The sequence below is a fragment of the Caballeronia temeraria genome, from assembly GCF_001544795.2.
GTDB lineage: Bacteria > Pseudomonadota > Gammaproteobacteria > Burkholderiales > Burkholderiaceae > Caballeronia > Caballeronia temeraria.
Map to the genome: position 1 here is coordinate 314,367 of NZ_FCOI02000004.1, position 15,169 is coordinate 329,535.

Genomic DNA, 15,169 nt, shown 5'->3' on the forward strand with positions numbered 1-15,169 from the left:
CTATTCGGCGGGCCGCAATTGCAGCGCGAACTTCGCCGCGCCGTCGGCGGTGACCTTCTGCGCCGGTTGCGCGTTCGGATCGCTTTGACGGAAATGCCACGCGATCACCTTGTAGGCATCGGCGGGCAGATTGTCGATGATCGCGGCGCCGCTCGCGTCGGTCTTGGCGAACCACGGCGTTTCGACGATCAGCAGATACGCGACCATCGAATCGTGAATATTGCAGCCCATCACGACGAGGCCGGGCTTGTCGAACACGACCGGATTGGCGGGAATGCCGTGATACAGGTTCAGCTCGAAGCGCTTGGGCGGCGAGAACGAATAGACATCGTGCTCGATGTTGTCCTTGTTCGGAAACGTCACCGACGCGCCCGTCTGCACGACGGACACCATCGGCACGAAGCGCCGCTTGATCTGGTCGATGACGGCGCCCGCGGGCTTCGTCGCCGGCAGCTTGCCGTTTACGGGCAGCGCATAGACGATGGCGTCGGGCACGGGCGCGCCGGTCTGATCGACGATCGTCACGCGCACGCTCGCGGCGTGGGCGATCGTCGCGCCGCACGCGAGCACGGTGAAAAGGGTTTTGAGCATGTTCATTCGCGGTCCTGCACGTCGCGGTACATCGGCGCGAGCTTCGCCAGCAGTTTGTTCTGTGCGTGAAAGGGCACGCCGTTCTTGTCCATCGCGGCCTGAAGGTCTTCGACGAGCGCATTGAACGCGGCCCGGTCGATGTTCTGGCCTTCGTGCGCGCGGCGCATCGGGCGGCCGGTGTAGACGCAAGGGCCGTCGAGCAGCACGCAGATCTGCTCGACGAGCTTCTGCTTGATGCGCTTCACGGGCGCGTTGTCGAAATACGGCGCGGTGCGCGGATCGGCGAGCACGTTGTCGTACATGTCGTCGACGATCTTCGTCAGCCCTTCTTTTTCGCCGAACTGTTTGTAGAGCGCGTCGTCGGCGTGCGCGCCGGCGCAGACGAGCATGAGGGCGAGCAGCGCGGCGTGGCGGATTTTCATCGTCAGAACCCCGCCTGTAGCGAAACGTAGAGACCGCGCTGATTCTTCACGGTCGCGATATCGCCGAGCGCGACATAGGCCGCTGTCAGCGAGACGTGCTTGTTCGGCGCCCACGCGACGAACGCGTCGTACGCGTCCTGCTCGCGCGCGAACGAGAGATTGTTCGGCTTCATCCGATACTCCGCGCCGATCGCGACGTTCTTCGACAACAGATACGCCACCGACGACTCGAATTCCGCGTGATACGCGTTCGACTTGTCGCCGCCGAAACCGAGCAGGCCGAACTGGTTCGCTTTCGTGAAGCGCAGCATGCCGTTGAGCAGGAGGCTTTGCGCGAGCAGCAGCTTGGTCGCGGAGAGATAGAAATCGGTGCCGGAATTGCTCGCGGCGCCGACGGCCTTCACGATATCGCCCTCTTCGTTGTGCTTGAACTGCAGGCCGGCCGCGATCTGCGGCATCCACGTGTCCTGATCGAGCACGGCGTCGCCGATGAGACGCACCTTCACGCCGAAGATGTTCTGGTTGAACTTGAAGTTTTCGCCCAGGCCGAGCTGCGCGCCGACATCGCGCGTATCGAAGCTCTGGCGCGCGAGCGACAGTTCGACGCGATTCGCGATGCCCACGGTCAGGCCCCACGTGCCGAGCGCGTAATCCTGCGTGTGGACGTAGGTGCCGTGCGCGTTCGCGCCGAGCTGGCTCGCGGTGCCGTAGCCGCCGATGACGGCCCAGGGCGTGAGTCCGCCGCCGGCCGCGCCTTCGATTTCCGAGACGCCGCCGGTCAGCAGCAGCTTGCCGCCGGTGAGCGGCACGACGGGCGGATCGTCGGCGAAAGCGGACGGCGAGAACGACGCGAGCAACGCGACGGCGAGGCCGGCGACGCGCATCCTGGGGTGAATCGAACGCATGCGAGAGGCATTCCAACGGGTTTTCGGGGTTTCCGTGTGCCGCCTCGGGAATGCCGCGCGATGTCGTCGCGGCGAGCCAGGCGTTCTGGACAAGGCCGCGCGCCGGGCAGGCCGCGCCTTTTCATCTACGGGTAAACGGCGGCGGATAGATGAACTTGACGGCCGTTCGTAAGTATTTCATCGGCAAACGTTTGTCATTCGGGCGGGGCCAAGCGGGACGGGGCGGAGAGCAAATCAAACGTTCGTATAGGCGCGCCGAGCCGTTCGTAGAATGGCCGGCGCGCGTGCGCTTCTCTAAGCTGACGTCATGGTCAGGCACCGGGAGCGCATCATGAGCGATACATCGACACGCAGGCTGTTATCCGGTTGCGCCGCGGTGCTGGCGTTCGGAACGTGGTATTCGTTCAGCGCGCCGCACGACTGGAGCGCGCTGGATCGCGCGGGTTACGACACGGAATTGCCGCTGGAGCGGATCGCGTTGAAAGACGAAACCGCGTCCCCGATGCTTCAAAGCCGCTGAGCACGCGCCGGCGTCGATGCGCCGTGCGGCATCGTCACGCCGAGCGCTTCGGCCTTGAGCACGAGATCGGCGAGCGAGCGCGCGGCCATCTTCTTCATCGCCTGACCGCGATGAATCTTCACTGTGATCTCGCTCAGATTCATCTCCGCCGCGATCTGCTTGTTCATCAGACCCGACACGACGAACGCCATCACCTCGCGCTCGCGCGGCGTGAGCGAATCGTACGAGCGCCGCAAATCCGCGACCGAGCGGCTCGCCGCGCGCCGTTCCTCGTCGGCTTCGAGCGCCTGCGCGACGGCATCCAGCATGTCCTGATCGCGGAACGGCTTCGCGAGAAAATCCTTCGCGCCGGCTTTCATCGCCTTCACCGTCATCGCGATGTCGCCGTGCGCCGTCATGAAGACGATCGGCAGGCCGAGCTGGCTCGCGGCCATCTGCTCCTGCACCGCAAGGCCGCTCTGCCCTTTCAGCCGCACATCGAGGATCAGGCAGCTCGGCACTTCGGGCATGTCGAACGCGAGAAACTCGTGCGCGGACGCGAATGTCGTCACGTTCAGGCCGACCGAGCGCAAGAGCATGCGCAGCGCGTCGCGCATCGATTCGTCGTCGTCGACCACGTAGACCATCGCGGCCTGCTTGTCAGTGCTCATCGTCGCTCCCTTCGTTTTCGGGCAGCACGAACAGCAGACGTGCGCCGCCTTCATCGGGCGATTCCGCCCAGATCCTGCCGCCGTGCGCCTCGATGATCGAACGGCAGATCGACAAACCCATGCCCATGCCTTCGGCCTTCGTCGTGAAGAAGGCGTCGAAGAGACGGCGCGCATTGTCTTCGCTGATGCCCGTGCCCGAATCCTGCACGGCGATCTCCGCGCAACCGGCGTCGCTTGCGCTCTCGCGCGTCGCGATGCGCAAAACGCGCGGCCCGTTCACGCCGGACATCGCCTGCGCGGCGTTCATCATCAGGTTGATGAGCACCTGCTGCAACTGCACGCGATCGCAGCGCACGGTCGGCGGCGGTGTCGCGAGATCGGTGCGCACATCCACGCGATGACGGCCCAGCTCGCGCCGCACGAGCTCGATCGTCTCGCCGATGATCTCGTTCACGTCGAGCGTCGCGGGCTGACTGTCGCGCTTTCTCGCCATCGCGCGAATGCGTGCGATGACCTCGCTCGCGCGCCTGGCGTCGCGAATCATCTGCGTGATCGACTGCTGCGCCTCCGCGATTTCCGGCTGCGCGCGATTGAGCCAGCGCAGGCCGGCGTCGCCGCTCGTGACGATCGCGGCCAGCGGCTGCGTGACTTCGTGCGCGATCGACGCCGCCAGCTCTCCCAGCATCGTGACGCGCGTGACGTGCGCGAGCTCGGCGGTCGAGCGCGCGAGCGCTTCCTGCGCGAGCTTGGTTTCGGTGACGTCCATCAGCGCGCCGACGTATTCATCGCCGTCGCTTTCACCCGATGCGCGATGCGCGACGAAATGCACGTGCTTCACCGAGCCGTCCGGCAGCAGCAGTCGATGCTCGACATCGATATCGCACGCGCCGTTCAACGCGGCTTCATGCGCGCCGCGCACGATGCCGATGTCGTCGGGATGCGCGCGCGCCAGAATCGCGTCGATGGAAGGCGTCATGTCGCGCGGGTAATCGAAGATGCGATACGCCTCGCCGGACCACCACATTGTGCCGGCGGGCAGGCGCGTCGCGATGGTGCCGGTGAGCGAAAGGCGCTGCGCATCGAGCAGGAAGGCTTCGCTGCGCTTCAACGCATCGCGCTGGCGCTGCAATTCGGCTTCCATGCGCTTGCGCTGCGTGATGTCGTTGCTCGTCGCGAGCACGGCGCGCGGCATGCCTTTGGCGTCGCGCAGCAAGGCCGCGCGGCTCGCGATCACGATCTCGCCGCCGTCATGGCGCACGCGCGTGATCTCGCCGTCCCAGCGGCCCGAGCGCAACAGCTCGGCGCGAATTTGTGCGTGCGGCACCGGCGAGTTCGATTGCGTCATGCGCTGGACCGGCTGGCCGATCGCCTCCCGCGCCGTGTAGCCGTAGAGCGCTTCCGCGCCGCGATTCCAGAAGGTGATGCGGTCGTTCATGTCATGCGCGACGATCGCATCGTGCGCGAGATTGAGCAGTTCGAGCTGTTCCTGCGTCTTGGTCGTCGTGGCCTGAATGCGCAGCGAGAGCACGGCGGTCGTGCCGATCGCGAGCAGGCTCACCGCGCAACGCGCGAGCGCGCCGCCCGACACGTTCTCGTCGTGCGAAAGAATGAAGCCGATGAGCGTGAGGATCACGCAGCCCCACGCGGTCGTGACGGTCGCCGCGCGATTGCCCGTCGATGCGATCAGCAGCACGACGACGACATACAGCACCGCGATGGCGATATCGAGCGGCGTGAGCGCGTCGATGAGAAACACGGCGAGCGCGATGGCCGCCGCGAGCATCGACACGATGCGGGTATCGCGACGCACCGCGCGCGGCGCGCTCTGGATGGTGTCCATCACGGGGTCATCGGCGTTGGAAGAGAAACATTCTAGTCTTTCAAAAAGCTTTGCCTGATGCGTTCGAGGCAATCGGCGACGACGGTTCCGTCGACGGGCTTGCTGAGAAAGCACACCGCGCCGCCGTCGAGCGCCTGACGGCGCGCGGCATCGGATGCGAACGCGGTGATGAACATGACCGGCACGCCCGGTTTCAGCTCGCGCAGACGTTGCTGGAGTTGCAGGCCGGACATGCCGGGCATGTTGAGATCGGTGATGATGCACGCGAGGCCGTCGAGGGAATCGGCGTCGAGAAACGATTCCGCCGACGCATACAGGCTGACGTCCCAGCCGAGCGAGCGCAACAGACTGGAAGACGCGACGCGGACGGATTCGTCATCGTCGATTACGGAGACTCTCGAAGGCGATTGCAAGGGCGTTGTCCTGGACCGTGCGTGAATATCGGCGGGCATGGGATGTCATCTTACGCACGCGGCAAGGGCCACGAAATCATATGTACGTATAGGTTCCGGGCGCGCGGTTTCATATGATGAAAATGTCGTGGACGGCGCGCCGAGCGCGATTCGCGCCGAAACCGTATAGTCCCGTCTTGCCACTCCGGATATCCCCCATGTCGACATCCACATCGGCCGCGCGCGACGGCGGCAAGCACGTCGAGCTCACGCGCGGCCTGATCGCGCTTTTCGCGTTCTGCTGCGGCGCGATCGTCGCGAACCTCTATTACGCGCAGCCGATCACCGAGCTCATCGCGCCCGATCTGCACATGGCGGGCGGCATGGCGAGCCTGATCGTGTCGCTGACGCAGATCGGTTATGCGCTCGGGCTGTTCTTCATCGTGCCGCTCGGCGATCTGCTCGAGAACCGCAAGCTGATGATCGCGACCGCGCTCGTGTCGATTGCGAGTCTCACGGCCGCCACGTTCACGCACACGCCGGGCTGGTTTCTCGTGATTTCGCTATTGATCGGCTTTTCGTCGGTGGCGGTGCAGATTCTGATTCCGCTCGCCGCGCATCTCGCGCCGGACGAATCGCGCGGCAAAGTGGTCGGCACCATCATGAGCGGGCTGCTGCTCGGCATTTTGCTGTCGCGGCCGATATCGAGTCTCGTCGCGGGTCACTTCGGCTGGCGCGTGATGTTCGGCGCCGCCGCCGTGCTGATGGTCGGCATCACGACCGTGCTCGCGTTCACCATCCCGAGCCGGCAGCCGAATCATCAGGCGACGTACTTTCAGCTCATCGGCTCGCTCGGCCATCTCGTGCGCACGATGCCGGTGCTGCGTCATCGCTCGCTGTATCAGGCGCTGATGTTCGCGTCGTTCAGCCTGTTCTGGACCGGCATTCCGATCGAGCTGACGCGGCATTACGGGCTTTCGCAGACGGCCATCGGCATTTTCGCGCTCATCGGCGCAACGGGTGCGACCTCCGCGCCGATCGCCGGGCGTCTCGCGGATGCGGGCCACACCGTGCGCGCGACGTTCATCGCGCTGATTCTCGCGGCCATCGCGTATCTGCCTGTGGTGATTCATCCCGCGTGGGGCGTGGGCGCGCTCGTCGTGACGGGCATCGTGCTCGACTTCGCCGTGCAGATGAACATGGTGCTCGGCCAGCGCGAAATCTACGCGCTACACGCCGCGAGCCGCAACCGGCTGAATGCGGTGTACATGACGAGCATTTTCGTGGGCGGCGCATTCGGCTCGGCGTTCGCGAGCCCGCTCTACGAGCACGGCGGCTGGACGCTCGTTGCGAGCGTCGCGACGTGCTTTCCGCTCGTCGCGCTCGCGCACTTTCTGCTGATCGGGCGGCATCATCACGCGGCTCGCGCCTGAAGTCGAGCCGCGTTTGAACGTCACGGCTTGGGAATGCGGATGCGGCTGATCATCAGCGAGCCGGAAATCGCGTAGATCAGCACGAGCGGATGCAGCGTGAAGCCGCCGAGACGCAGCGTGCCGAGCCACATGCTCTCGCCGATCGCGCCCGACCACGCACCGATGGTCAGCAGCAGCACGATCAGAAACGACGTCGGAATGGGCGTGCCTTCGAAGTGCGTGACCTTGCCGCTCGCGCCCGACATCTCTTCGGTCGTGACGTTGTAGCGCGCGAGCCGCGACACGCCGCACGCGACAAAATACGCCAAAATCACGCGATCGTAGAGACCGCGCATACCGAATCCATAGCCGATGATCGCCGGCGCGACGCCGAACGAGATCACATCGGCGAGCGAATCGAGTTCCTTGCCCAGGAGCGACGCCTTCTGACGCCAGCGCGCAATGCGGCCGTCGAGCACGTCGAAGACGAGCGCCGCGAACACGAGCGCGCAGGCGAGATAAATATGCAGGACGTCGGAATCGTCGAGATAGGACATCGACGAAAAGAGCGCGCCCGTGCCGCACACCGCGTTGCCCAGCGTGAACCAGTCGGCCAGGTGGAAGTCGCGGATCATCGAGAATCGTTTGGCTTTCATTCGTTTCGGTTTTCGTGACGTTCGGGCAGCGCCGATGACCGGCGCCGCAAGACTTTCAAGTCTATCATCGCGCCCTCTTTCCTTAGCACTACGCATGCCCGGCCAACCTGTACGCGAACGTACAGGTTGGCGTTATAATGCGCGGCATCGAGTTTGCATTCCGATGCCCGCCATGTCCGCGACCAAACCCGCGCTTCTCACCATCCGCGACGCCGCCGAGCGTCTGCAAGTTACGCCGCGCACGCTCAAGTACTACGAGGAGCGCGGCCTCGTGACGCCGTCTCGCAGCGAAGGCCGTTACCGGCTGTACAGCGAGCAGGATCTGGACCTTTTCGCGCGCATCCTGCGCCTGCGCTCGCTCGGGTTCTCGTTGCAGGGCATCGTCGAAATGCTGAAGCGGCCGATCGAAACGCTCGGCGAAGGCCGCACGGGTTACTCGGCGTCATCGTTGCGGGATATTGAGGCGGCGCTGTCGCAGCAGATCGAAGCGGTGGATGCGCGCATCGCTTCCGTGCGACGCGAGCTGAAGGAAGCGCAGGCGGTGCGCGGCGAACTCGCGAGCGACCTCGATTATTTGCGGCGGCGCATCGCGGGCGAGAGCAAGGACGCGTTGTTGCAGGAGCGCATGGCCGCGCGCAAACAACGCAAGACAAAAAGCGCCGGAGAAGCCGACGAATGATCGCAGCAGCATGGCGGCATCCGCGGCAACTGGCGGAGCGGTTCCTCGGCGATCTGTTTCCGTGGGCCATTGCGCTCGCCACGGGCCTCGATTATTTCGACAACTCCGTCTTTTCTTTTTTCACGAGCTATATCGCGGGCGGCGTCAATGCGTCGTCGGATGAGCTCGTATGGGCATCGAGCGCGTATGCGGTGGCGTCCGTGCTCGGCATCCTGCAGCAGCAATGGTGGATCGAGCGGCTCGGGAGTCGCCGCTATATCGCCGGATGCCTCTTTCTGTTCGCCGTCGGCGCGATGGCGGCGACGATGTCGGAATCGGCGATCGAACTGGCGCTCGCGCGCGGTTTTCAAGGCTATTTCATCGGCCCGATGATGAGCGCCGCGCGCATTCTGATCCAGACGCGCTTCACGCCGCAGGCGCGTCCTCCCGCCACGCGCCGCTTTCTCAACATGATCCTGCTCGGCAGCGCGCTCGCGCCCCTGTGCGGCGGCTATCTGGTCGCGGCGCTCGGCTGGCGCGCGCTCTTTAGCTGCACGGCGTTCGCGGGCGTCGCGCTCGGCGTGCTCGCGCTCGTCGCGGTGCCGTCGACGGGCCGCGTGGACCCCGAAGCACGCGGCGATGCGCATTTCTGGCCGTACATCATCTTCGCGTTCGCGCAGTGCGCGCTGCAAATCGTCATGCAGCAAGTGCGTTTCGAGCTGTTCAGCACGTCGCCGGAACTGATCGTGATGACCGTCGTCGCATTGCTGTCGCTCGGCTGGTTCGTGTGGCATCAGTGGCATCATCCGAAACCGCTGCTGCGGCTGCATGCGTTGCGCGAGAAGACGTTTCAGGTGGGCATCGTGCTGTATATCGCGTTCTATTACATCAGCAACGCGATGAGTTTCCTCGTCTCGCGCCTGCTCGAAGGCGGGCTCGGTTATCCGGTGGAAAACGCGGGGCGGCTCGTCGGCTTCACGTCGATGGCCTCGCTCGCGATGGCCGTCGTCTATTTCCGCTACTCGGCGCGCATCAGGCACAAGAAGTGGATGATCATGACCGGCTTTCTGCTGGCGGCGTTCATCGGCACATGGATGATCAACATGCCGCCCGGCGTCAGCATGCCGTGGCTCATCGCGCCGATGATCCTGCGCGGCATGCTGCTGCTCTTCATCGCGCTGCCGGTCGCGAACCTGACGTTTCGCGTGTTCGCGATCGAGGAATACAGCCACGGTTATCGCTTCAAGAATATCGTCAAGCAACTGACGTATTCGTTCTCCACGGCGACGATCATCATTCTCGAACAGCATCGCGTCGCGCTGCATCAGACGCGGCTCGTCGAAACGGTGAATCCGTATAACCCGGCGTTTCAGAGCGTGTTTCAGGCACTTTTCGGCGCGTTCGAGCGCATGGGTCACGGCGCGGCCGAAGCAAAAAGCCTCGCGCTCGCCGAGATCGGCCGCACCGTGATGCAGCAGGCGAACTTCCTCAGTTCGCAGGATGGCTTCTGCTACATCGTCGGCGTGGCGCTGTGCGCGAGCGTGATCGCGGCATGGCAGAAGCGCATCGACTGAGCGGCGACGAAGTATGATCGTCGGACGCAAAGGAGGACCGCGACGATGAAGTTCAAACATGCGCTGGCGCTTGCGAGCCTGATGCTCGCCTGCGTGTCATCGACGGCCGCTTCGCTCAGGATCAACGTGGGCGGCGAGCGCTCGCTTACGACCGAGCAGTTGCTTTCGCGCCCGGACGCCGCGACCATTCGCGTGCCGAACGACGTCACGTTTCATCGCACGATGACGTATCGCGCGGTGCCTTTGCGCGCGTTGCTCGGCATCACGGAAATGCCCGCAGGCACAGAGTTGCAGATCACCGCCAGCGATGGCTTCGTCACGCACTTCTCCGCGAAGCTGCTCTTCGGCGAGGCGAAGAAGCGCGCCGAACCGTGGCTCGCGATCGAATCGCCGGACGAGCCGTGGCCGCAAGTGCCGGGCAGTGGCGACATTGGCCCGTTCTATGTCGTGTGGATCGATCCGGCCGCGTCGGGCGTGTCGAGCGAGCAATGGCCGTTCAAGGTCGACGCGATCCGCATCGCACCGACGCTCGCCGCGCGCTTTCCGCAGATTGCCGTCGACAAGAACGTGCCCGCCAATTCGCCCGTTCGTCGCGGTCAGACCGTGTTCGCGACGCAATGCATGGTCTGCCACAAGCTGAACGGCGCCGGCGATGCATCGGTCGGACCGGATTTGAATCGCCCGCACAATCCGACCGAATATTTTCAGCCGTGGGTGCTGAAGTCGTTCATCCGCGATCCGAAGTCGATCCGCGCATGGGCCGACATGAAGATGCCAGGCTTCGATAAAAACGCGATCAGCGACAGCGATCTCGATGCGGTCATCGCGTATCTCGGCTACATGGCGAAGCGCAAGAAGTAGCGGATTCGCTCAGGCGACGGCCGCCACGCAATCGATCTCGATGTCGAATCCGCCCGGCCACGCCGGCACGTTGACGAAGATGCGCGCCGGCGGATTCGGCCCGAAGAAGCGCGCGTAGACCGCATTGACGACGGGAAACGCATCGACGGACGTGCAGTAGACATTGCACTTCAGCACCTGATCGAGCAACGATCGCGCCGCTTCGACGCACAGCTTCAACTGCTGCAGCACGAGTTCCGTCTGACGTTCGATCGTCGCGTTCGCGACGATTTCGCCGGTCTGCGGATCGAACGGCGGAAAGCCGGACACGTAGACCGTGTCGCCGTGGCGCGTAACGGCGGAAGTCGGCGCCTTGAAGCGTTCGAGCCACGTCGAAAGCGGTTCGACGCGGATGATGTCGCGAGCCATGTTCGTCGTCTCCCTGGTCTTGAGAACTACGCGCGGCCGTCGAAAATTCCGTTGAGATCGTTGCCGGCCGCGGCGTCCTTGAAGCCGTCGAAACGTCCATCGACGAGACCTTGCGCCGCGCGCATGAAGCCGCCCCACGCCGCACGCGCGAGCCCGCCGCCGACGCTCACGCGCCGCACGCCGAGCGCGGCCACGTCGCGCAACGTGAACTCCGACACGCCCCCGATCAGCAGATTCACCGGCTTCGGCCCGACCGCCTTCACCACGGCTTCGATCTGCTCGCGCGTCTTGATGCCGGGCGCGTAGAGACAATCCGCGCCGGCATCGGAATACGCTTTCAGACGCGCGATGGCATCGTCGATATCGGGCTTGCCGGCGAAGAAATTCTCCGCGCGGCCGATGAGCAAGGTATCGCCGCCGCTCGCGTCGATCGCGCGCCGCGCCGCCTTCATGCGCGCCACGGCGACATCGACCGGAAAGAGCGGCGTGGAGGCATCGCCGGTCGAGTCCTCGATCGACAAGCCCGCGACGCCCGTCTGCACCGCGAGCGTCACGCTTTGCGCGACCTCATCCGGCGTTTCGCCGAAGCCGCTCTCGAAGTCGGCGTTCACGGGCATATCGGTGGCCTTGACCATCTCGCGTAAATGCGCGAGCACCGCGTCGCGCGTCACGTGATTGTCCGCGTAGCCTTTCGACCACGCGAAGCCCGAACTCGTCGTTGCGAGCGCCTTGAAGCCGAGCATCGCGAGATAGCGCGCGGAACTCACGTCCCAGGGATTCGGCAACATGAAGCAACCGGATTCGTGCAGCGCGCGAAAAGCGGCGCGTTTCTCGGCGACGGTGCGGGGCATGGCGGGTCTCCTGGTCGGCAGTGAACGGAACAGAACGTAGACAATACGCGATCGCGTGAGAGCGTGCTGGACGCTAAGTCTCTCTTAAGCACACACGCACTACGCTCGAGTCTTTTCCTCGCACGAGAGACGACATGGAGCACGCAAAAAACGCGCTCGCCAAGGTTCCCGAACTGACCCTGGCGTTCTGGATCATCAAGATCGCGGCGACGACGCTCGGCGAAACCGGCGGCGACGCGCTCTCGATGTCGATGAATCTCGGCTATTTGATGAGCACGTTCATCTTCGCGGCGGTGTTCGCCGTCGCGGTGATCGCGCAAGTCAAGGCCGACCGCTTCCAGCCCGCGCTCTACTGGATCACGATCATCGCGACGACGACCGTCGGCACCACGCTCGCCGACTTCGCGGACCGCTCGCTCGGCATCGGCTACGCGGGCGGCAGCGCGATCCTGCTTGCGTTGCTGATCGCATCGCTCGCGGTGTGGTACCGCGTGATGGGATCGGTGTCGGTATCGACGATCGCATCGCCGAAAGCCGAAGCCTTCTACTGGGTGACGATCATGTTCTCGCAGACGCTCGGCACCGCGCTCGGCGACTGGACCGCCGACAGCGCGGGCTTCGGCTACATCGGCGCCGCGATGATCTTCGGCGGCTTGCTGTTGCTGATCGTGCTCGCGTATTACTTCACGAACGTGTCGCGCACCGCGCTGTTCTGGGGCGCGTTCATCCTGACGCGGCCGCTCGGCGCCGTGGTCGGCGATTTTCTCGACAAACCCATCGCGAACGGCGGACTCGCGATGAGCCGCTACGGCGCATCGATCGCGCTCGTGATGTTCATCGTCGTGTGCGGCTTCATCTTCAGGCAGCGGCCCGCGCGCGTCGCCCATTGACGCACATTGACGCGCTTTGCAAAAAAGAAGCGGCGGTCCCGAAGGACCGCCGCGTGGCGTGCTGCTTCAACCGGCGCTGTTGCTTACTTCTTCAGATCGAAACGGTCGAGGTTCATCACTTTCGTCCATGCGGCGACGAAGTCGCTGACGAATTTCTCCTTGGCATCGCTGCTCGCATAGACTTCGGCGAGCGCGCGCAGCACCGAATGCGAGCCGAAGATCAGATCGACGCGGCTGCCCGTCCACTTGCGCTCTCCCGTCTTCCGATCGCGCCCCTCGAACACATCGCGGCGGGACGACAGCGCCTGCCATTCCGTGTTCATGTCGAGGAGGTTGACGAAGAAGTCGTTCGTCAGCGTTTCGGGCTTGTCGGTCAAGACGCCGTGCGAATTCTTGCTGGCCGTCACGTTCAGCGCACGCAGTCCGCCGATGAGCGCCGTCATTTCCGGTGCCGTCAGCGTCAGCAATTGCGCCTTGTCGATGAGCAGCGATTCGACCGGCACGCGCACGTTGGACTTGACGAAGTTGCGGAAGCCGTCGGCGACCGGTTCGAGCGCCGAAACCGATTGCACGTCGGTCTTGTCCTGCGACGCGTCCATGCGGCCCGGCGTGAACGGCACCGTGACCTTCTGACCGCCCTTTTCCGCCGCCCTTTCGATCGCAGCGTTGCCCGCCAGCACGATCAGATCGGCCATCGAAATCTTCTTGCCGCCCGACTGCGCGCCGTTGAACTCCTTCTGGATGCCTTCCAACGTCGACAGCACCTTGCCGAGCTGTTCAGGCTCGTTCGCTTCCCAGTCCTTCTGCGGAGCGAGGCGAACGCGCGCGCCGTTCGCGCCGCCGCGCTTGTCGGAGCCACGGAACGTCGATGCCGATGCCCATGCCGCCGATACCAGCGCGGCAACCGGCAACCCCGACGCCAGCACTTTCTGCTTGAGCGCCGCGACATCCTGATCGTCGACGAGCGGATGATCGACCGCCGGAATCGGGTCTTGCCACAGCAGTTCTTCCTGCGGCACTTCCGGTCCGAGATAGCGCGCCTTCGGACCCATATCGCGGTGCGTCAGCTTGAACCACGCGCGGGCGAAGGCGTCGGCGAACTGGTCGGGGTTCTCCCAGAAGCGCTTCGAAATCTTCGCGTATTCCGGATCGAAGCGTAGCGAGAGATCGGTCGTCAGCATCGTCGGCTTGATCTTCTTCGATGCGTCGTGCGCGTGCGGGACGGTTTCGGTCGAATCCTTCGCGATCCACTGATTCGCGCCCGCCGGGCTCTTCGTCAACTCCCATTCGTAGCCGAACAGGTTCTCCCAGAACCCCTGGCCCCACTTCGTCGGCGTCGTGGTCCAGGTGACTTCGAGGCCGCTCGTGATCGTATCCGCGCCCTTGCCGCTACCGTAGCTGTTCTTCCAGCCAAAGCCCATGTTTTCCAGATCGGCCGATTCCGGTTCCGGACCGACGTTATCGGCCGGACCCGCGCCGTGCGTCTTGCCGAAGGTATGGCCGCCCGCGATCAGCGCGACGGTTTCCTCGTCGTTCATCGCCATGCGCGCGAACGTCTCGCGGATGTCATGCGCCGCCGCGAGCGGATCGGGATTGCCGTCCGGACCTTCCGGATTGACATAGATCAGCCCCATCTGCACCGCGCCCAGCGGGTTCTCCAGATTGCGGCCGTTGTCCGTGCGGCTGACTTCCTCCCCGTGCTTCTGTGCGTCGGCAGTGATCACGCCCGGATCTTCATCATTGCCGGCCGCGCCCTTGCCGTAGCGGACATCGCCGCCGAGCCAGGTCTTTTCATTGCCCCAGTAGACGTCCTGATCCGGTTCCCACACATCCTCGCGGCCGCCGGCGAAGCCGAAAGTCTTGAAGCCCATCGTTTCCAGCGCGACGTTTCCGGCGAGGATCATCAGATCGGCCCAAGAGAGCTTCTGGCCGTACTTCTGCTTGACCGGCCATAGCAGACGGCGGGCTTTGTCGAGGCTGACGTTATCCGGCCAGCTATTGAGCGGCGCGAAACGTTGCTGGCCGCGTCCGCCGCCTCCCCGGCCATCGCCGATGCGATACGTGCCGGCGCTGTGCCAGGCCATGCGGATGAACAGCGGACCATAGTGACCGAAGTCGGCAGGCCACCAATCCTGCGAATCGGTCATGACTGCCGCGAGGTCTTTCTTGACCGCAGCGAGATCGAGACTCTTGAATGCTGCAGCGTAGTCGAAGCCCGGGTCGAGCGGATTCGACTTGCCGGAATGCTGACTCAGCAGATCCACCCGTAGTTGACGCGGCCACCAGTCACGGTTCGTGGTTCCCGTGCCGGCGGCATGCGTAAACGGGCACTTCGATTCGTTTGACATGCGTTATCTCCTTGCGAGGACGTACCCACTGGTACTCGTTCTTCTGCTACTCGTGACTGCGATGCTGCACGAACCTGGTCCGATAAGGGATTTCGCGGCGTGCACCGGGCGATGCGTGTATCGACCCGGCAGCCTTGTGCAACTTAAAAAATACGTGAGAGCGGCGCTCAATAGAATGCGATTTTTGCAAT

The 15,169-nt window shown here is 64.2% G+C and carries 16 protein-coding genes; 6 read left to right on the plus strand and 10 right to left on the minus strand.

Annotated elements, in window-relative coordinates:
* The 3 genes from AWB76_RS08610 to AWB76_RS08620 are packed head-to-tail and all read right to left on the minus strand — an operon-like array spanning nucleotide 1 to nucleotide 1,918.
* Nucleotides 1-597 (minus strand): methylamine utilization protein, encoded by a 597-nt coding sequence (locus AWB76_RS08610; RefSeq protein WP_061159693.1) that lies wholly within the window; start codon nucleotides 595-597, stop codon nucleotides 1-3.
* Nucleotides 594-1,013 carry a group I truncated hemoglobin gene (locus tag AWB76_RS08615; protein WP_061159694.1) on the minus strand — a complete coding sequence of 140 codons (420 nt, stop codon included), beginning with the start codon at nucleotides 1,011-1,013 and terminating at the stop codon, nucleotides 594-596. The genes AWB76_RS08610 and AWB76_RS08615 overlap by 4 nt, the downstream gene beginning before the upstream one ends.
* 2 nt (nucleotides 1,014-1,015) lie before the next feature.
* Nucleotides 1,016-1,918 (minus strand): DUF3034 family protein, encoded by a 903-nt coding sequence (locus tag AWB76_RS08620; RefSeq protein ID WP_082864382.1) that lies wholly within the window; start codon nucleotides 1,916-1,918, stop codon nucleotides 1,016-1,018.
* Between the two features lie 331 nt (nucleotides 1,919-2,249).
* On the opposite strand from AWB76_RS08620, the gene AWB76_RS38965 reads away from it, so the two are divergent.
* Nucleotides 2,250-2,438, plus strand: a complete 189-nt coding sequence (locus AWB76_RS38965; protein ID WP_244173269.1) for a hypothetical protein — start codon at nucleotides 2,250-2,252, stop codon at nucleotides 2,436-2,438.
* On the opposite strand, the gene AWB76_RS08625 is transcribed toward AWB76_RS38965, so the two are convergent.
* From AWB76_RS08625 to AWB76_RS08635, 3 genes are read right to left on the minus strand one after another with little or no spacing between them, the layout of a single operon-like run.
* Nucleotides 2,426-3,088: a response regulator transcription factor gene (locus AWB76_RS08625; RefSeq protein WP_061159696.1), complete on the minus strand. Its 663-nt coding sequence runs from the start codon at nucleotides 3,086-3,088 to the stop codon at nucleotides 2,426-2,428. The two genes, AWB76_RS38965 and AWB76_RS08625, sit on opposite strands and share 13 nt — an antisense overlap.
* The gene (locus AWB76_RS08630) at nucleotides 3,078-4,928 is read right to left on the minus strand and encodes a PAS domain-containing sensor histidine kinase (RefSeq protein ID WP_061159697.1); all 1,851 of its coding nucleotides are present in this window, start codon (nucleotides 4,926-4,928) and stop codon (nucleotides 3,078-3,080) included. Before AWB76_RS08630 ends, AWB76_RS08625 begins: the two co-directional genes overlap by 11 nt.
* Nucleotides 4,929-4,960: 32 nt before the next feature.
* Entirely contained in the window at nucleotides 4,961-5,341 is a 381-nt protein-coding gene (locus tag AWB76_RS08635; protein WP_082864383.1) for a response regulator transcription factor, read from the minus strand.
* A 197-nt stretch (nucleotides 5,342-5,538) separates the two neighbouring features.
* On the opposite strand from AWB76_RS08635, the gene AWB76_RS08640 reads away from it, so the two are divergent.
* Nucleotides 5,539-6,753: an MFS transporter gene (locus tag AWB76_RS08640; protein ID WP_061159699.1), complete on the plus strand. Its 1,215-nt coding sequence runs from the start codon at nucleotides 5,539-5,541 to the stop codon at nucleotides 6,751-6,753.
* Nucleotides 6,754-6,773: 20 nt separating this feature from the next.
* On the opposite strand, the gene pssA is transcribed toward AWB76_RS08640, so the two are convergent.
* Nucleotides 6,774-7,388 carry a CDP-diacylglycerol--serine O-phosphatidyltransferase gene (pssA, locus tag AWB76_RS08645; RefSeq protein ID WP_061159700.1) on the minus strand — a complete coding sequence of 205 codons (615 nt, stop codon included), beginning with the start codon at nucleotides 7,386-7,388 and terminating at the stop codon, nucleotides 6,774-6,776.
* Between the two features lie 172 nt (nucleotides 7,389-7,560).
* On the opposite strand from pssA, the gene AWB76_RS08650 reads away from it, so the two are divergent.
* From AWB76_RS08650 to AWB76_RS08660, 3 genes are read left to right on the plus strand one after another with little or no spacing between them, the layout of a single operon-like run.
* Entirely contained in the window at nucleotides 7,561-8,067 is a 507-nt protein-coding gene (locus AWB76_RS08650) for a MerR family transcriptional regulator (protein ID WP_061159858.1), read from the plus strand.
* Nucleotides 8,064-9,620, plus strand: coding sequence for an MFS transporter (locus AWB76_RS08655; RefSeq protein WP_061159701.1), 1,557 nt, complete (start codon nucleotides 8,064-8,066; stop codon nucleotides 9,618-9,620). The genes AWB76_RS08650 and AWB76_RS08655 overlap by 4 nt, the downstream gene beginning before the upstream one ends.
* A gap of 45 nt (nucleotides 9,621-9,665) precedes the next feature.
* A complete protein-coding gene (locus AWB76_RS08660) occupies nucleotides 9,666-10,481 on the plus strand; it encodes a cytochrome c (protein ID WP_061159702.1) in 816 nt (271 codons plus the stop codon).
* A 9-nt stretch (nucleotides 10,482-10,490) separates the two neighbouring features.
* Here AWB76_RS08660 and AWB76_RS08665 read toward each other — a convergent pair whose 3' ends face one another.
* Together AWB76_RS08665 and AWB76_RS08670 are read right to left on the minus strand one after the other, a co-directional pair.
* Nucleotides 10,491-10,889, minus strand: a complete 399-nt coding sequence (locus AWB76_RS08665; RefSeq protein ID WP_061159703.1) for a RidA family protein — start codon at nucleotides 10,887-10,889, stop codon at nucleotides 10,491-10,493.
* A 26-nt stretch (nucleotides 10,890-10,915) separates the two neighbouring features.
* Nucleotides 10,916-11,740: an isocitrate lyase/PEP mutase family protein gene (locus AWB76_RS08670; RefSeq protein ID WP_061159704.1), complete on the minus strand. Its 825-nt coding sequence runs from the start codon at nucleotides 11,738-11,740 to the stop codon at nucleotides 10,916-10,918.
* A gap of 134 nt (nucleotides 11,741-11,874) precedes the next feature.
* Here AWB76_RS08670 and AWB76_RS08675 point away from each other — a divergent pair, with 134 nt between their 5' ends.
* The gene (locus tag AWB76_RS08675) at nucleotides 11,875-12,630 is read left to right on the plus strand and encodes a COG4705 family protein (RefSeq protein WP_061159705.1); all 756 of its coding nucleotides are present in this window, start codon (nucleotides 11,875-11,877) and stop codon (nucleotides 12,628-12,630) included.
* A gap of 83 nt (nucleotides 12,631-12,713) precedes the next feature.
* Here the strand turns inward: AWB76_RS08675 and katG are convergent, their stop codons facing one another.
* Entirely contained in the window at nucleotides 12,714-14,978 is a 2,265-nt protein-coding gene (gene katG / locus AWB76_RS08680; protein WP_061159706.1) for a catalase/peroxidase HPI, read from the minus strand.
* Between the last annotated feature and the right edge of the window lie 191 nt (nucleotides 14,979-15,169).